This window comes from Deinococcus arboris (genome assembly GCF_009755355.1).
GTDB classification, from domain to species: domain Bacteria; phylum Deinococcota; class Deinococci; order Deinococcales; family Deinococcaceae; genus Deinococcus; species Deinococcus betulae.
In genome coordinates this window covers 25,253-41,147 of record NZ_WQLB01000010.1, presented here as the reverse complement: position 1 = coordinate 41,147, position 15,895 = coordinate 25,253, and the positions used below count along the sequence as shown (strand labels likewise).

The following is a 15,895-nucleotide window of genomic DNA, read 5'->3' as shown; positions in this document are numbered from 1 at the left end:
GAGAGAAGGAAGAGGAGAAAGCCTTAGCGAACCGGTTTACTTGTTTTCCACCAGGGTGTAGTTGCCGCTGCCGGAGTAGCTGTAGACCTCCCAGCGGTAGGTGCCGCTGGCGGCGTTGTAGGTGATGCTTTCGGTGCTGGTGGCGCCTTCGCTGGAAGCCACGTCGGTCCAGGTGCTGCCGTTCAGTTTCTGGAGGTAGAGGTCGAAGTCGGTGCCGCTGGGGCCGGTGAGGCTGCCCTTGAGGGTGCCGCCGGCGTAGCTAAAGCCGGCGGTGCCGGGCTTGTAGGAGGTGCCGCGGTTGGTCACGCTGCCCGTGTAGGTCGTGCCGGGGTTCGGGTTCGGGTTGGTCGTGCCGTCGGGGGTCAGGCCGCTGACCTGCTGAATCCAGCTCAGGTAGCCGTTGACGCGGGTGTACACGCCGTTGCCGGTGCACTGGGGCGGCCCGTAGGACACGATGCCCAGCACATAGAAGCTGCCGTTGTAGGTCTGTGCCAGAGGCCCGCCACTGTCGCCGTTGCACGAATCCTTGCCCGCGCTGTATTCGCCGCAGATGGTGTTGCCGGGCACGCCACTGCCGCCGCAGCTGCCGGGGTTGGGGGTCACGGGAATGCTGACTTCGCGCAGGTCGTTGCTGGCGCTGTTGTTGTTGTTGCCCTGGGTCAGGCCCCAGCCGCTCACCACGGCGGACTTACCGCGCACGTCCAGCACCGCCTCGACCGCGTTGCTGGGCAGCTTGGCGGGCGCGGCGTAGGAGTTGTTGACCGCCGTGCTGAGCTTCAGCAGGGCAATGTCGTACCCCGAGGACACGCCCCGGTAGCTTGGGTGCACGGTCACGGTGCTGACCCCAACGGTCTGACCCTGGCTGCTGTCACTCAGTTTGTTGACCCCAGCGCGAATGCGGATGCTGGAGGCCGACGTGCCCTGCACGCAGTGGGCGGCGGTCAGAACCCAGGTGCTCGACAGCAGGGTGCCGCCGCAGTACTGAAAGCCGGTGGTGTCGGTCATGGCCACCTGGTAGGGCCGCGCGCCGCGTGCCGAGACCGTGCCGCCCACGATCAGCGGTTGCAGGGCGCCCTGATTGGCCTTGTCGGCGCGCAGGGTGGTCACGCTGTCGGGGGCAGAGGTCGGGCCGGTGGTGCCACAGGCGGACAGGGCGGCGGTCAGCAGGGACAGGGAAAGCAGGGTGCGTTTCATCAATTCTCCAGGGACTCAGGACACAGGGTCAAAGCAGACACGGGGTCTGTAGGGTCAACAAAACCCGCCGCCCAAGAGGGAAGAGCGGCGGGCCAGAGGCGGGGTTACTTGTTTTCCACCAGGGTGTAGTTGCCGCTGCCGGAGTAGCTGTAGACCTCCCAGCGGTAGGTGCCGCTGGCGGCGTTGTAGGTGATGCTTTCGGTGCTGGTGGCGCCTTCGCTGGAAGCCACGTCGGTCCAGGTGCTGCCGTTCAGTTTCTGGAGGTAGAGGTCAAAGTCGGTGCCGCTGGGGCCGGTGAGGCTGCCCTTGAGGGTGCCGCCGGCGTAGCTAAAGCCGGCGGTGCCGGGCTTGTAGGAGGTGCCGCGGTTGGTCACGCTGCCCGTGTAGGTCGTGCCGGGGTTCGGGTTCGGGTTGGTCGTGCCCGTTCCGGTGAACAGCAGGCGGTTGGGGCTGCCGGTGCCGGCGCCCGTGACCTTGTTGGGGGTCGAGGCGTTGATCAGGGCGCTGGTCACGGCGCTGTTGGTGGTGTTGCCAGCCGCAATCAGCAGGGCCACGGCGCCGGCCACGTGGGGGGTCGCCATGCTGGTGCCGCTGATGGTGTTCGTGGCGGTGTTGCTGGTGTTCCAGGTGCTGGTGATGTCGCTGCCGGGGGCAAAGATATCCACGCAGGTGCCGAAGTTGGAGAAGCTGCTCCTCGCGTCGGTGCGGGTGGTGCTGCCCACCGTGATGGCGCTGGCGGCGCGGGCGGGGGACACGTTACAGGCGTTCTGATTCTCGTTGCCGGCGGCCACGGCCATGATCAGGTTCTTGCTGGCGGCGTTGTTCACGGCGTCGTCGGTGGCCTGGCTGGCCCCGCCGCCCAGGCTCATGTTGGCCACGGCGGTGGCGCTGCCTTTATTGGTCACGGCCCAGTTGATGCCCGCAATCACGCCCGAGTTGCTGCCCGAGCCCTGGCAGTTCAGGACCTTCACGGCCACCAGGCTCACGCCCTTGGCCACGCCGTAGGTGCTGCTGCCCACCGTGCCGGCCACGTGCGTGCCGTGCCCCTGGCAGTCGCTGTTGTTGCCGTCGCCCGTGGTGTTCGTGCCCCAGGTGGCGCGCCCACCGAAGTTCGTGTGCGCCGTGTTGATGCCGGTGTCAATGATGTACGCCTTGACGCCGCTGGCTGTGGAGTTATAGGTGTAGTTGCCATCCAGGGGCAGGTCGCGCTGGTCAATGCGGTCAATGCCCCAGGTGGCGCCCGTCTGGGTGGCGCTCATCTTCACGACGCCGTCCTGCTCCACGTACTTGACGCGGGGGTCAGAGCGCAGCGTGCTGAGGTTCTGAGCGCTCAGCTTGGCCGCGAAGCCGCTCAGGGCCGCGCTGTAGAGGTGCTGGATGGTGACGCCCTGGGGGTCGAGGTTCAGGCTGCTGATCAGGCTGCTGGCGCTCTGGGTGGCCAGGCTGTTGCCGGCGCCTTCGCTGAAGACCACGATGTACTGCCCAGGAATGGCTTCGGGGTTGCTGGTGCCCAGCAGGGGGGCTTCTGTGCGCGTGCGGGCCACGTCGCTGGCCTGGGGGGTGGCGGCATTCTGGCCACCACAGGCCGCGAGAAGGAGGGTCAGCGCAAGGGTACCGAAAGCAATGCGTGCATTCATGGGAGTCCTCCTGGGTCGTTCCACGACCTGACCGGCGAAGTCGTGTCATCCGGGGCGCGACTAGGCACGACCAGACACTTCTGTCAAGTAAATTTGGGAACTTCGCTGATGATACGCACCTGTAAGCCACGTTAGATGAATGCCCTGGAGATGAAGTGCGATTTGTACGTTGGGAGTTCAAAATGACAGAAAAACCGCGCATTGGACACCTGTTCCTGGCGTCTTGATATAAGAGACAGGGGCACTTAACCCACCTTATTATGAGTGTATACTCATAAAACACATAAAACCAAAAAGCTCACAATCTGTCGTTTGAGGGGAAAACAGGCTTTCGGACTTGCGTTTGAGTTTTCCTTTGTACATCGGCTTTTAAAAGGTTCAGTCATAGAGCAGAATGGTAGAACTGAGGATCTTTGTCGCTGTCTATACATGAGATACGCCCAGGAATTGAGTGCGTCTGGCACAGCGTCCATACATGAGACTGTCAGAAAAATGTCAGGGAGGTCAGGTCTTGCAGCGGAGTGGTCTGAGGGCAGAGCGAAGGCAAAGTGTTTCGAAGGAGCTTTGAGTCCTCTCTATGTCTGCTCAGACCGACTGCGGAGCGTGCCAGCTGAACATAAAGACGTATCTCGATCTGGAGCTTTAGCTGCCCAGAGCAGGGGCTGTTCATATCGCCTGGGCCTAAGTCGCAGCAGCCATGACCGCAGGAGGGAGGCCGAGTAATGCTCCCTTCTCTATGTGTCCGAGGACATGGAGTGCCTTTCTGACCGTGTCACGCGCCTTTATCTCTGGTGGTCAGCAGAGAGTAGAAGCTAGAGCCACCCAGGTTTCTTCCTCAGCAGGATGGGCACGTCAGCCAGGCAAAGCCATGCCGCAGAGGGGGTGACGCGGTGTTTAATCCACTGAAAGAGCAGCGGAGGGTCGCCAGGGCGCTGTAGGGCCATCTTCTCCACTGTCCCAGCTACAGATGCCAGCCGCCCGCCACTTCCAGTTCCTGCCCGGTGACGTAATCGCTGGCGCGGACAAAAAACAGCGCGGCGTCCACCAACTCCTGCACGGTGCCCACCCGGCCGGCGGGAATCTGGGCCAGCGGCTGGCTGACACTCGTTTCAATCACGCCGGGGCTGACCACGTTGACGCTGACACCGCTGCCCGCCAGCACCTGCGCCAGCGAGCGCGACAGCTGCACCACCCCCGCCTTGGCAATGGCGTACGGCACGATGCCGGGGCGCGCCACCAGTTGCCCGGCCCCCGCATACCCCAGATTGACGATGCGGCCCCAGCCGCGTGCCCGCAGCAGCGGCGCCGCCTCCTGGCAGGTGGCGAAGGTGGCCGTCAGGTTGCTGCTGAGCATGTCGTGCCACTCGGCATCTGTGGTGTCCAGCAGGGGACGGTGAACGTAATTGCCAACGTTGTTGACCAGGACGGCCAGGCCGCCGTAAGCCGCGTGGGCCTGCCCGACCAGGGCGCGGGCCTGCGCGGGCACCGTGACATCGGCCGCGAGGGTCACGGCCTGCACGCCCAGGGCGCGGCACTGCTGCGCGGTCTCCTGGGCGTCGGCCTCGCTGCGGCGGTAATGCACCGCCACATCAAAGCCCTCGGCGGCCAGAGCCAGGGCCAGGCCCCGGCCAATACCGCGCGCTGCGCCCGTCACCAGGGCGGTGCCGCGCTGGCGGGTCACGCTTCCTCCCGCTGGGCCAGGTGCACCAGCGTGCGGGTGTAGGTGTTGAGGGGGTAGGTCAGCGCCTCGTCCAGCGTGACCCAGGCCCAGGCCTCGATTTCCTCGTTGGGGGTGATCTCGTGGCCGTCTGTTCCAGCAAAAAAGTCCACCAGCAGCATGTGGGCGTCCTTGTGGAATTCCGGACTGAGAACAGCCTCCTGGGTCTGGGCCAGGCGGAGGTCGTGGAGACGCAGCCCCACCTCTTCTGCAAACTCGCGCTGCACGGCGGCCAGCAGGGTCTCGCCCCATTCCACCTTGCCGCCGGGCACGCCCCACAGCCCGCGCCATTTGGTCGTGCGCACCAGCAGCACCCGGCCACCTTTGTCCCACACCAGCGCCCCCACACACACCAGCGGTCTGTTCATCCTGCCCAGCCTACAGGGCGGGCCTGACAGCCGGGGGGGACGAATGCTTACCGGCCCCGACGCCGCATAACCTGGCGTTCCAGGGCCGTAATCAGGGTGTAGACCAGGACGCCGTAACCGACCAGCAGGGCAATAGCGGCAAATTGCGCGGCCTTGTTCTGGTACACGCCGGCCACCTGCACGGCCAGGCCCAGCCCCTTCTGGTTGGGGTCCACGAATTCCCAGACCACCGCGCCAATCAGGGCCAGACTGGCGGCCAGGCGCAGCCCTCCCAGGAGGACGGGCAGCGCGCCGGGCAATTCCAGACGGGTCAGGCGCTGCCAGCGGGACGCGCGCAGGGTGCTGAAGAGTTCGTGGTAGGTGCCTTCCAGTTCGCGCACGCCCACCAGTGTGGCGATCAGCATGGGGTAGAGGGCGCTGAGGGCCGACACGACGACCGCTGGCAGCAGCCCAAAGCCCAGCCACGACACCAGCAGCGGGGCCAGTACCACGATAGGCGTACTCTGCGAGGCCACCAGAAACGGACTGAGAAAGCGTTCCAGCGCCCGCCACTTGGCCAGGGGATACCCGATCAGCACCCCGGCCAGCGCCCCCAACAGGGTGCCCAGCAGCGCCGCCCGCACCGTCACCCAGAAAGCGGCGGCCAGCGCGGGGGCTGTTTTCACCGCTTCCTGCCACACCGCGCCGGGCGTGGGCACCAAAAAAGGCTGGTTAAGGGCCGAAGCGCCCAGATGCCAGCCCAGCAGGGCCAGGGCCACGGCCAGCGCTGGCAGCCAGCCCGAGCGGCTGCGGGTGCCGGCGGTCTCGGCGCGCAGGCGGGTGCTGTCCCCAGTGCCCAGCACCGCGCGCAGGTGGGCTTCCAGGCCGTCGGTGTACGCGCTCACGCGGCCCTCGCCGCGCGTGTCCAGCACCTCGACAATCTGGCCGCCCTGCAACACGGCCACCCGGTCGGCCAGCCACACGGCCTCCCGGATGGAATGGGTGACCAGCACGGTCGTGCGCCCCGTTTTCTCGTGCAGGTGGCGCAGCTCGGCGTTAAAGCGTTCGCGGACCAGGGCGTCCAGGGCGGCAAAAGGTTCGTCCAGCAGCAGCACGTCGCCGCTCTGGGCCAGCGCGCGTGCCAGGGCCACCCGCGCCCGCATGCCCCCCGACAGCTGGGCTGGAAAGTAGGGACCATACGCCTCCATGCCCACCATCTTCAGGGCCTCCTGGGGGGCCAGGCCACCGCCCGCGCCCAGGTCGGCCGGCAGGGCCACGTTCCGCAGGGCGGTGCGCCAGGGCAACAGGCGGTAATCCTGAAAGACCAGGGCAGGCGGCGTGCTGCTGTGAACCGCGCCGCGTTCGGGCCTGAGCAGCCCGGCCAACACCCGCAGGAGGGTGCTTTTGCCGCCGCCCGACGGCCCAATCAGGGCCAGGAATTCGCCCCGGCGAACCTCCAGGCTCACGCTGTTCAAGATGACCTCGCCGCCCAGCCGCACCGTCACGTCCTGCACGGCCAGGGGGGGCCGGTCACCGGGCGCGCTCATGCCTTCACCGCAGCAGGCCGGGGCCGCCCGCGCGTGTTCACCAGCACCACGCCCGCCACCGCCACCGCGCCGCCCAGCAGCGTAACCGGCGTGGGCACCTCGCCCAGCCACAGCCAGGCGATCAGCACCGCAAACACCGGGGAGACATACAGGAAAGAGGTGGTCGTGCTGGCCCCCACCCGCGCCAGGGCGAAGGTCCAGGTCAGGTAGGCCAGGGCCGCCGGAAACAGCCCGATGTAGACGGCGGCCAGGTGTGCCCCCAGCGGCGCGCGGGCCAGTTCGGTGCCGAAGCCGGGCAAAAAGGCCAGCAGGGGCACGGTGCCCAGCAGCAGCGACCACACCGTGAAATGCAGCGGATTCATGCGCGCCAGCAGCGGCTTTTGAAACACGAAGTACAGGCTGGTAAACAGCGCCGCCGCCAGGATCAGCAGCGCGCCCTGGGTAAACTGCACGCCCTGGCCGCCGCCCAGCACGATCAGCACGACTCCGCCCAGGCTGACCAGGGTCCCCAGCCAGCCCAAGCTGTTCAGGCGTTCGCCGCCGTAACGGGTGGCCAGCAGCGCCGTGATGACCGGCCCCGCCGCGATAATCAGGCTGGCGGTGCCGGCGGGCACGCTGACCTCGCCGTAATTCAGGCACAGGTGATACAGCGTGATGCCCGAGAAGCTAAGGAGGGCAATGCGTCCCAGGTCAGCCAGGGGCGGCACCGGCAGGCGCGCCGCCAGCGCGTACAGCCCCAGCGCCGCCCCCGCCACCAGAAAGCGGTAGAGCGTCAGGTGCCCCGGCGAAAAGGCCTCCAGCCCCGCGCGAATCCCTGCAAACGCCGACGCCCAGAACACAACCGTGACCAGAATGGCCCCCAGCGAGAGGGCGTCCAGACGGCCAGGCACAGGGGGCGCGCGCATACGCCCGCCAGCATAGAGCGCCCCGGCAGATTAAGAAGACCCCCGGCGCGCCCCACACCCGCGCCCCCCGCGCGGCCCAGAGCATAGGCGCACAGGAGGCTCAGCCATGACGGACCCCAAAGACACGGCCCCGACCACCCCGGCCAGCACCCCCGAAACGATGGACCACCACACTGGAAACGACCACAGCACCCACGGTGCCAACACCAACCTGGACCCCAACTTGCAGGGCGGCCCCTCTACCCCAGACGATCAGAGGGCGGCGCAGGCCATTCAGGACGCGCACGAACGGGACCAAGCAGAGTAAAGCGGGCCGGGTTGTCATGTCTGCGCCCAGAAAGAGGGCCGCGGGCCTTAATCTGGGTTGGGGGACGCTTCACGCGAAACCCGCAAGGCACCCCATACACTGCCCCCACGGAGGGAACGACATGACAAACGACAGCAACACTTCTGGACTGGCCGGTATGGACCAAAGCCGCATGATCAGTGGCGCAGCAGGCGGCGCCCTGCTGCTGCTGGGGCTCCGCAAGCGCGGCGTCCTGGGCCTGGGTCTGGCCGCCGTGGGCGGCTACCTGGCCTACCGCGCCGCCACGGGCAACGACCCTGTGATGGCCGCCGCTGGCCTGGGCGGGGGCGCTGTGGCCACCAAGCCCATCTTTGTGGAACACAGCGTGGTGATTGACCGCCCCGCGCAGCAGGTCTACGACTACTGGCGCAAGCTGGAAAACCTGCCCCAGGTCATGAGCCACCTGGAAAGCGTGACGGCCCTGGACGAAAAGCGCAGCCGCTGGGTGGCCAAAGCGCCCCTGGGCACCCATGTGGAGTGGGAAGCCGAGATCGTCAATGACAAGCCCGGCCAGCGCATCGGCTGGCACTCGCTGCCCGGCGCAACGGTCGACAATGCTGGCAGCGTGCAGTTCGAGGAACTGCCCAACGGCGGCACCCGCGTCCATGTGGCGCTGTCATACCGCCCGCCCGCTGGGCCTCTGGGGGCCGCCGTGGCCAAGCTGTTTGGCGAGGAACCCAGCCAGCAGATTGCCGAGGATCTTCAGAAATTCAAGTCGGCCTTTGAGGGCGGCAGCAAGAACTGACGTTTAGCTGAGGAGAAGGGCAGATGGCCGGGAGTTTCCCAACCATCTGCCTTTTTCATAGGGTAGGGGACTGGCGGTCCAAGAGGTCTGAAGGAGTGGGCTAGAGGCTTCCGAGATCAGGCCGCCTCAAACTTGCTGCTTCAACCAGTCCTGATCGGGCGCGGTCATCTGAAGCACTTCGACCACCACGTCGTCTGGCCCCAGCACTTGCAGCCGCTTCTGGCCCCACGGCTCGGCGGTGGGCGGCATCAGGAAAGTCAGGCCGGCCTGCTGGAGCCTCACCGCTTCGGCGTCAACATCATCCACAACCAGGGCCAGCATCACGGCGGCTGTGCGTTTGCCCTGCAAAAAGGGCCCGGCGGCCTCGTGGTCCTTCTGAATCAGGTCGAGGTTGAACTGTGGATGGTCAGGGTGCTGCAAGCTGACAAACCACGGCAGTTCCGCCGTAGGGAGAAAGCCGAAGTGCTGCTGGTAAAACCGGGCACCCTCGGCGGGGTTCTGGCTCAGGGTCATCAGGCTGATAGCGCGGGTCTGCATCAGGGCCTCCTTTGTGAAGTTGAGGTTCAGCGGTACAGTACGCGGCGGCTCTGAGCAGGATCACAGAGAGAGCTAAGGGCTCTGCGGTCTGAAGCTGGCCTCGTCCTGATGCTGCCGTCAATCAGGGGCATTCAAATGAACGTTGACCTCAAGAGCCAGGACTGTCGCCACGGCGCGGCTGGGTAAAAAGAGAAGGACAGGTGATTTCTCCCGTCCCTCTCTGGTGCCGCCCGGTGAGCAGTGCTTACTTCTCGACGAGGTAGGCCGTTTCAATCACGTCGGGCGTGCCGCCCATGCCCGGCTGAATGCGGGTCAGGCGGTCCAGCACGTCCAGACCCTCCACGACCTTGCCGAAGACCGTGTGGCGGCCGTCCAGGTGGGGCGTGTCCACAAACGTCAGGAAGAACTGGCTGCCGTTGGTGTTGGGGCCACGGTTGGCCATGCTCAGGACGCCCTTGCCCTGGTGGCGGCGGCTGTTGGGCTCGTCTTCAAAGTCGTAGCCGGGGCCGCCCGAGCCGGTGCCGGTGGGGTCGCCGCCCTGGGCCATAAAGCCGTCGATGACGCGGTGAAACTTGATGCCGTCGTAGTAGTGGTGGCGCAGCAGGTACGCAAACGAGTTGACCGTGATGGGCGCGTCGTCGGGGTAGAGCTCCACAACCAGGCGGCCCTTGCTGGTCTCCAGAATGGCGCGGTACTGCTTGCCAGGTTCAATGCCCGCGCCCAGTTCTGGGGCCTGCGAAAAGCGAGTCTGGCGCTCGGCACTCAGTTCGGGCGTGGAGGTAAAGCCGTCGTCCTGGTAGGTGGTCATGGGGGGCATTGTAAAGGAGGGCTGTGGACCGTGGGCTGCGAACAGCCTGAGCGCGCTCTATACGAACGGTCAAGAAACTTGTCTCTGGTCCACACGCTTTCTGTCTTTGTTTTTACTCTCCCGTTCTCGCCCGGCGCTTTTGATACGCCCCGGTCAGCAGCTCTGCGATGTACTCACGGGTAAAAGGCATATCGCTGGCCTCGGCCGCCGAGATTTCCTCGTCCCGGTCGTAGGTGAGCCGCACATAGGTGGCGCTGTGGGCCGGGCCGTGGGGGTCAAACTCCAGCACCAGGTAGCACGGCAGGGTGGAGTCCAGCGGGTTGCCCACACTGCCGCAGTTCATCAGAGGGCGGCCCTCGACATCCAGCATCAGGGCCTCGTGCATGTCAGCGTAGACCAGCGCGTCGGCGTGTTCTTTGAGGCCAAACTGCGGGTTGGGCGCAAAGGCGTCCAGCTGATCGTGCAGGCTGCTGTGGGGGTAGAGGCGGTGAAACAGGCCCCGGCTGCTGGCATGCACAAAGCGCCACCACGCGCCGCCAAACTGCTCCTCAATGCCGTAGGGCAGCCCCGAGAGGTAGGTCAGGGCCTCGGGGCTGAGTTTGCTGCGTGGCCACAGGTCCTGCGGGCGGTGGGTGGCGCCGGCCACGCGGGCGTCCCAGTTCCCCTGAATCACGCGCGTGGCGTGGGCCTGGGTCCAGTCCACGACCTCGCGGGGGCGGGGGCCCTTGCCCACGAGGTCACCCAGCACCCAGATGTCGGAAAGGCCGCGCCGCTGAATGTCTGCGTGAACCGCGAGCGTGGCCGCCAGGTTGGCGTGCAGGTCCGCGAGGATGGCGAGGCGAATCATGCACCCGAGTCTAGCCCAGCCCCTGCCGGGCGCCCGGTCAGGTGAGGCGGACTGCGGCAAAACCGTTTGCAATGGTGATTCCCTCTGGCCGCACTGGCAAAGCTGCGGGGCAGAGGGAAAAGGAGTTCAAGCGGGCTGACGGGCGTGGAGGTTGCCTAGCAGTACTGTTCCGATAGGTCAACGAAACAGGTGGAGTCCGTGTGACATGGATTCCGCTTCATTGCCGTACAGCAAAGAAAGGCATCGTCTGCGCTTCCATATCGCGCAATCCGCAGCTGTTCCTGCTCGCTCTCGTGCGGCGCTTTTCAAGTCTGCTGCGCAGCTTTCCAAGTACGCTCAGATTTCATCGAGCCCTCTGCTCGATTCAATCGGAATCTGTATGAGAGGCCCCCTTAGCCCAGCTCGTGGTACTGGCCCCGGAAATACACCAGGGGGTCGTCGTCGGTGTAGCGGCTGTAGTCCACGAAGCCCACGTACAGGGTGTGGTCACCGGCCTCAATCACCTCGTGCTTACGGCACACGAGCTGCGCCACAGCGCCGCCAATCAGGGGCAGGCCCTCGTGGTCAAACCAGGGGACCAGTTCGTCGGGGCCGGGGCGCCCGGCAAAGTGATCACTGAGGTGGCGCTGCGCGGCCGACAGCACGCTGACGCCAAAATGCGTGACCTCGGGCCGCGCCAGCAGGGCGTGCATATGGGCGCGGTGGTCCACGCTGACCAGAATCAGAGGCGGCGTCAGACTGACCGACACGAAGGCGCTGGCGGTCATGCCCCGGCGCGTGTCGCCGTCTGCCGCGGTGATGATGGTCACGCCGCTGGCAAAGCGGCCCAGGGTCTGCCGGAACTCCTGGGGAGAGAGGCCGCCGGTCACGTTCTGCGTGTCTGTCATGCGGCGAGTTTAAAGGCTGAGGTCTGTGGGGACGTTCGGGCTACAGAGACGGGACGGCCTTGTATGGACGGCCGTCCATCTCCGACATCTCCGGGAGGACGTCAAATAGGCTCCGCCTCAGGTGCTTGATAAGACCGTTGTCTGAATTTTCCTTCTTCGCTCCTCACCCCTTTAGCCGGGCTGCATCGGAGGTGGTATCAGGGGCGCGCGGGTGGCAGGGCCGGCACGGGGGCCAGCGGCTCGGCGGCCAGGTCGCGCACCAGCAGGTCGGGCAGGCGCACTACGCCGCGCACCGGCACTGTGTCGGTCCAGCGCTGCCCACTGACCCGAATCTCGGTGGGGCCAGGCCGCAGGGCGGCAAATCCGTAGTAGCCCAGCGCGTCGGTGTGGCCCTCAGCCACCAACTGTCCGTCCTGGAAGGCCTGTACGCGCCGCCCCCCCGGCACCGCGCTGCCGGTGACCCGCCCCAGCAGGCCGCGCGTGGTGGGCGCCGTGTCGCCCCAGGGCTGGGGCTGAGCCAGCGCGCCGCCCGGCGAGCGCAGCAGCGCCAGCGCCGCCTGAAAGCCCTGCGCTGTGGTCTGCCGCTGACCGTACACGTCGGCGGTGGGCGTGCGGTACGAGTATCCGACCCAGCCCAGCCCTGCCTGCACCGCGCGCCGCGCCTGGGCCGCCGTGACCGCCGGACTGTTCAGGTACATGGCGCTGCCCGCCGCCACCGCCGCCTGCGTGCCGTCTGCCCGCATGGTAACCTGCCGGGCAAAGGCGTTCCAGCCGTCGTACCACGCGCCCTGCTCGGCCACGCCGTCGCGCTTGTAATTCATCAGGACGTTCAGTTCCAGCAGGCCATCTTTCATCCAGCCGGACCAGTCTTGCAGCACGTCGGCGTACGTGCGGGTCTTCTGGAAGGCCGCCAGGTCCGTGGGCGCCGCCGCGTAGGTAATGGTCGCGGCGCTGATCCAGACCTCAGGCTTCAGCGCCTTGACCTCCAGGGCGATGCGGCGCACGAGGTTGGTCACCTGCTGGCGTTTCCAGGTCTGCCAGGCCGGGTCGCTGGCGGCGGGGGTGCCGGCGCGGCCCGTTTCGGCGCGGTAGCGGGCCAGCACCTTGGCGTCGTAGCCCCAGGCGCCGCCGTCGGGGTAACGGATGCGGTCGAGCTGAAGGCCGTCTACGTCGTAGTGGCGCACCAGACTCAGGGCGGCCTGGGTCATGTAGTCGGCGGCTTCGGGAATGGCCGGGTCCAGCCAGGCGTCGCGCCCCTCCTGCCAGGTGCCGTCCGGGCGGCGCGACAGCCACGAGGCCGCGCCCGCCTGCGGGCCACGGGTGCGCATGACGTGGGTCAGGCGGGTGTTGGGCCGGGCCTCGTTGGCGGCGCCCGTCACGCTGATCCAGGCGATGACCCGTAGGCCCCGCGCGTGTGCCTGATGGATGACAGCGGCCAGTGGGTCAAATCCAGGCGTCAGTTCGGGGTCGGTCGCCGCCGGCACCGCCGCTTTCAGGCACAGGCAGTCGGCGCGGCGAATGGCCTGCACAAACAGCGTGTTCACCCCCAGGCGCGCCGCGTCCTCGACCGTCGCCTTGACCTGGGCGGGGGTGTAAAGCCCCGGTCCGAAGGCGTCTATCCACAGGCCCCGCAGCCCTGCGCCGGGCTGGGCTGTCAGCGCCGTGGGAGTGGGTGGGGCAGCGGCCTGGGCGCCGGGGCCCAGCGCAAGAAGGGTGGGCAACAGCAGGGCGGCGCGGCGCAGCAGGGTGGTCATGGTCGTGCCGGGCAGGCTAGCGCACCGGCCTCTCTGGAACGTGATAGCCCGCAGCGGCGTGGGACCGAGCGGCCTGTCACCGCTGTGCAGGAGGGTGGGCTTATGGCGGACCAGCGGTGGTCGGATGTTTCCGCTGGCCTCTCACGACAAAGGCGGCCTGCGGTCAGCGTTCGGCATCGTCCTCTGCGCTGTCATCGGTGCTGGCGGGCGTTGCGGCCGGGGTGTTGCGGTTCTTGCCGATTTCGCGCACGCGGCCCCCGAAGCGGCCCCGGATGTCCTCATACATGGGGTGGGCGCGGATGTCGCCGGGGCGACCAGAGGCGGGCTTGGCCTCGGCGGGCGCTGCTGGCGCTGGGGTCGGGACCGGCCGGGGGGGCGGTTTGGGGGCGCTGAACTGGGCGTAGGGCGCGTCGTCCAGCGGGGGGCCAGCCTCGTCCACCGGCCCCCCGAAGGCGTCCCAGTCGGGCTCCTCGGTAATGGCTTCGACGAGATACGGCTCTCGGGTCGGGTGCAGGCGATCGCCCCCCTGGGCGTCAGCTGGGGCTGGAGCGGGGTCGGCGGCGTGCGCCTCGTCCCAGGGGAGATCGGCCACTGGCAGCGGCGCGGGCGCCACGTCGTCAGGGCTGGCGGGCGGCACTCGGCGTTCGGGCGCGGGCCGGCCGGGCAGGGGCGGGGGCAGCGTGGCCACGGCCGCCGGGCGAGGCGGCGGCACCGCACTGGCCTGAGGGAGGGGGGAAGCCGTCTGCGCTGCTGGGGGCGCCGCCGACTCCACCGGCTCAAACGCCGGCCCGCGTGAGGTGGGGCGGCGCGGCGGCGCGCTGCGGCCAGGGTCAAACGGCGCGACCTCCAGGTCGGCAGGCGGAGCAGCGGCTGGAGGTGGTGTGCGGGGGGAAGCGGGCGCAGGAGAGGCTGGGGCCGTACCCCCGTTCTCGCTGCTGGCGCCGCCCAACTTCAGTCGGCGCCCGCCTTCTGGGGCAATCAGTTCAAAAGTCACCGGGCCAAAGACTTTCAGGACGATTTTGGCGATGTCGTCGAACTTATTGGCGACCTGCTTGGCATGAAAGGCGTTGCGCTCGTCGTAACTCAGGCTGACATAGCCAGCTTCGGCGTGCATGCGTGCCGGTTTCAAGAAAGCCTTCAGCTGCATGCTGGCCTGGCGGACCACATCGGCCCAGTTGCCCTGCGCGGCGGGCAGTGGCACGCCGGCTTCCTCGGCGGCGGCCTGCACAGCGGCGCGTACTGGCGTGGGGCCAGCCGCCGCGCGCGGTGGGGGGGCGTCGGTCCCGGCCGGCCTGACGCCGCTGGCTTTCAGCCCAGCCAGTTCCTTTTCCAGACGGTTCAGGCGCTGGAGCAGGTCAGCAGGAACGGCTGCGCCGCCTGTCCCAGCAGTCGCCCCGCCTGCACCATCAGCAGCCAGCAGGGCGTGGGTCAAGGCCAGCTCCAGGCTTTGGCCGTCGGCAGCGCGGGCAAAGCGGGCGTCCTGTTCGTCCAGGGCCGCCTGCAGCCGCAGCAAGCGGGGCACATCGGCGCCTTCTAACCGCTCGCCGCCCAGGCCCAGCTCGGCGTGCAGGGCCGCGCCCAGCGCCGAGACCAGTCCCTCGACCACTGTCCGGGCTGCAAAGCCGTCGCGGTACAGGGCCGAGGCGCCGCTCAGGGCCGCGCCAGGGTCGCCGCCCACCAGGGCCGCCGCCACGCCGCGCACCCGCTCGCCGGGCGGCAGGCCCAGCGCCTCTTCAACCCCCGCGCGGGTAATGGCGGTGCCGGCGGCCAGCATCCGTTCGAGCAGGCTCTCGCCGTCGCGCATGGCGCCGTCGGCCAGGCGGCCAATCAGCTGCAGGGCGTCACTGTCGGCGCGCACACCCTCACGGGTGGCCAGCCCTGTGAGCTTGCCGGCGATCTCTTCGGGGGTCAGGCGGCGGAAGCGGTAATGCTGGCAGCGCGAGAGAATGGTCGGAATAATTTTTTCCGGCTCGGTGGTGGCCAGGATGAAGATGACGTGGCCCGGCGGCTCCTCCAGGGTCTTCAGGAGCGCGTTGAAGGCCGCGCGGCTCATCATGTGCGCCTCGTCCAGAATGTAAATCTTCTTGCCGCCGCGCATGGCCGCCAGCCCGACTTTCTCGCGCAGGTCGCGCACGTCATCCACGGAATTGTTGCTGGCCGCGTCAATTTCGAGCACGTCGGGGTGGGACCCGGCGCGCACCGACAGACAACTCTCGCACTCGCCGCAGGGCTTGGGCAGCGGCCCGGTGCAGTTGGCGGTCATGGCGATCAGGCGCGCGGTGGTCGTCTTGCCCACGCCGCGCGGGCCGGAAAACAGGTAGGCGTGGCCCACCCGCCCCTGCGAGAGCGCTGCCTTGAGCACGTCTTTGACGTGTTCCTGGCCGATCACGTCTTCCCAGCGCACCGGCCGGGCCCGCTGGTAGATGGCGCTCATCGGCGTCCCTCTGCGGCGCGGCTCTGCGGGTTTGGGGCGGGGTGTGGAAAGGAGGAAGTCGGAAGTGGGAAAGACAAATGGCCAGCCCTACGTGCTTTTAACTGCTGTTGTTCAACCACTTGCCGCTTCACCTGAGTAGTGTAGAGGCCGGGAGGCCAGGGGCGCAGTAAGGCAGGTTGGGTTGAGGGAA

The 15,895-nt window shown here is 67.4% G+C and carries 14 protein-coding genes; 2 read left to right on the top strand and 12 right to left on the bottom strand.

Annotation, left to right across the window (positions count from 1 at the left end; all coding sequences use genetic code 11):
- Positions 1-36: 36 nt before the first annotated feature.
- From GO986_RS22890 to GO986_RS09375, 6 genes are all read right to left on the bottom strand, one after another.
- Positions 37-1,194: a trypsin-like serine protease gene (locus tag GO986_RS22890; protein ID WP_157459036.1), complete on the bottom strand. Its 1,158-nt coding sequence runs from the start codon at positions 1,192-1,194 to the stop codon at positions 37-39.
- Between the two features lie 104 nt (positions 1,195-1,298).
- Positions 1,299-2,831 (bottom strand): S8 family peptidase, encoded by a 1,533-nt coding sequence (locus tag GO986_RS09395; protein ID WP_157459035.1) that lies wholly within the window; start codon positions 2,829-2,831, stop codon positions 1,299-1,301.
- A gap of 961 nt (positions 2,832-3,792) precedes the next feature.
- Complete coding sequence (gene tmpR, locus GO986_RS09390; RefSeq protein ID WP_369409265.1) at positions 3,793-4,512, bottom strand: bifunctional dihydropteridine reductase/dihydrofolate reductase TmpR; 720 nt, start codon at positions 4,510-4,512, stop codon at positions 3,793-3,795.
- Positions 4,509-4,916, bottom strand: a complete 408-nt coding sequence (locus tag GO986_RS09385; RefSeq protein WP_157459034.1) for an NUDIX domain-containing protein — start codon at positions 4,914-4,916, stop codon at positions 4,509-4,511. The genes tmpR and GO986_RS09385 overlap by 4 nt, the downstream gene beginning before the upstream one ends.
- 47 nt (positions 4,917-4,963) lie before the next feature.
- On the bottom strand, positions 4,964-6,442 hold the full coding sequence (locus GO986_RS09380; protein ID WP_157459033.1) for an ABC transporter permease subunit: 1,479 nt from the start codon (positions 6,440-6,442) through the stop codon (positions 4,964-4,966).
- Positions 6,439-7,347, bottom strand: a complete 909-nt coding sequence (locus GO986_RS09375) for a DMT family transporter (protein ID WP_157459032.1) — start codon at positions 7,345-7,347, stop codon at positions 6,439-6,441. The genes GO986_RS09380 and GO986_RS09375 overlap by 4 nt, the downstream gene beginning before the upstream one ends.
- A 106-nt stretch (positions 7,348-7,453) precedes the next feature.
- Between GO986_RS09375 and GO986_RS09370 the strand changes: the two genes are divergently transcribed.
- Both GO986_RS09370 and GO986_RS09365 read left to right on the top strand, forming a co-directional pair.
- Positions 7,454-7,654, top strand: coding sequence for a hypothetical protein (locus GO986_RS09370; protein ID WP_157459031.1), 201 nt, complete (start codon positions 7,454-7,456; stop codon positions 7,652-7,654).
- 121 nt (positions 7,655-7,775) lie between these two features.
- The gene (locus tag GO986_RS09365; RefSeq protein WP_157459030.1) at positions 7,776-8,438 is read left to right on the top strand and encodes an SRPBCC family protein; all 663 of its coding nucleotides are present in this window, start codon (positions 7,776-7,778) and stop codon (positions 8,436-8,438) included.
- Between the two features lie 126 nt (positions 8,439-8,564).
- On the opposite strand, the gene GO986_RS09360 is transcribed toward GO986_RS09365, so the two are convergent.
- The 6 genes from GO986_RS09360 to dnaX all read right to left on the bottom strand — a co-directional run bounded on the left by GO986_RS09360 (position 8,565) and on the right by dnaX (position 15,705).
- Positions 8,565-8,975, bottom strand: a complete 411-nt coding sequence (locus tag GO986_RS09360) for a VOC family protein (protein ID WP_157459029.1) — start codon at positions 8,973-8,975, stop codon at positions 8,565-8,567.
- A 244-nt stretch (positions 8,976-9,219) separates the two neighbouring features.
- Positions 9,220-9,792 carry a peptidylprolyl isomerase gene (locus GO986_RS09355; protein WP_157459028.1) on the bottom strand — a complete coding sequence of 191 codons (573 nt, stop codon included), beginning with the start codon at positions 9,790-9,792 and terminating at the stop codon, positions 9,220-9,222.
- Between the two features lie 103 nt (positions 9,793-9,895).
- Positions 9,896-10,630 carry a metallophosphoesterase family protein gene (locus GO986_RS09350; protein WP_157459027.1) on the bottom strand — a complete coding sequence of 245 codons (735 nt, stop codon included), beginning with the start codon at positions 10,628-10,630 and terminating at the stop codon, positions 9,896-9,898.
- A gap of 392 nt (positions 10,631-11,022) precedes the next feature.
- The gene (locus GO986_RS09345; RefSeq protein WP_157459026.1) at positions 11,023-11,517 is read right to left on the bottom strand and encodes a flavin reductase family protein; all 495 of its coding nucleotides are present in this window, start codon (positions 11,515-11,517) and stop codon (positions 11,023-11,025) included.
- Positions 11,518-11,714: 197 nt separating this feature from the next.
- Positions 11,715-13,271 carry a glycoside hydrolase family 10-like protein gene (locus GO986_RS09340; RefSeq protein ID WP_157459025.1) on the bottom strand — a complete coding sequence of 519 codons (1,557 nt, stop codon included), beginning with the start codon at positions 13,269-13,271 and terminating at the stop codon, positions 11,715-11,717.
- Positions 13,272-13,434: 163 nt separating this feature from the next.
- Complete coding sequence (gene dnaX / locus GO986_RS09335) at positions 13,435-15,705, bottom strand: DNA polymerase III subunit gamma/tau (RefSeq protein WP_157459024.1); 2,271 nt, start codon at positions 15,703-15,705, stop codon at positions 13,435-13,437.
- Positions 15,706-15,895: the final 190 nt, after the last annotated feature.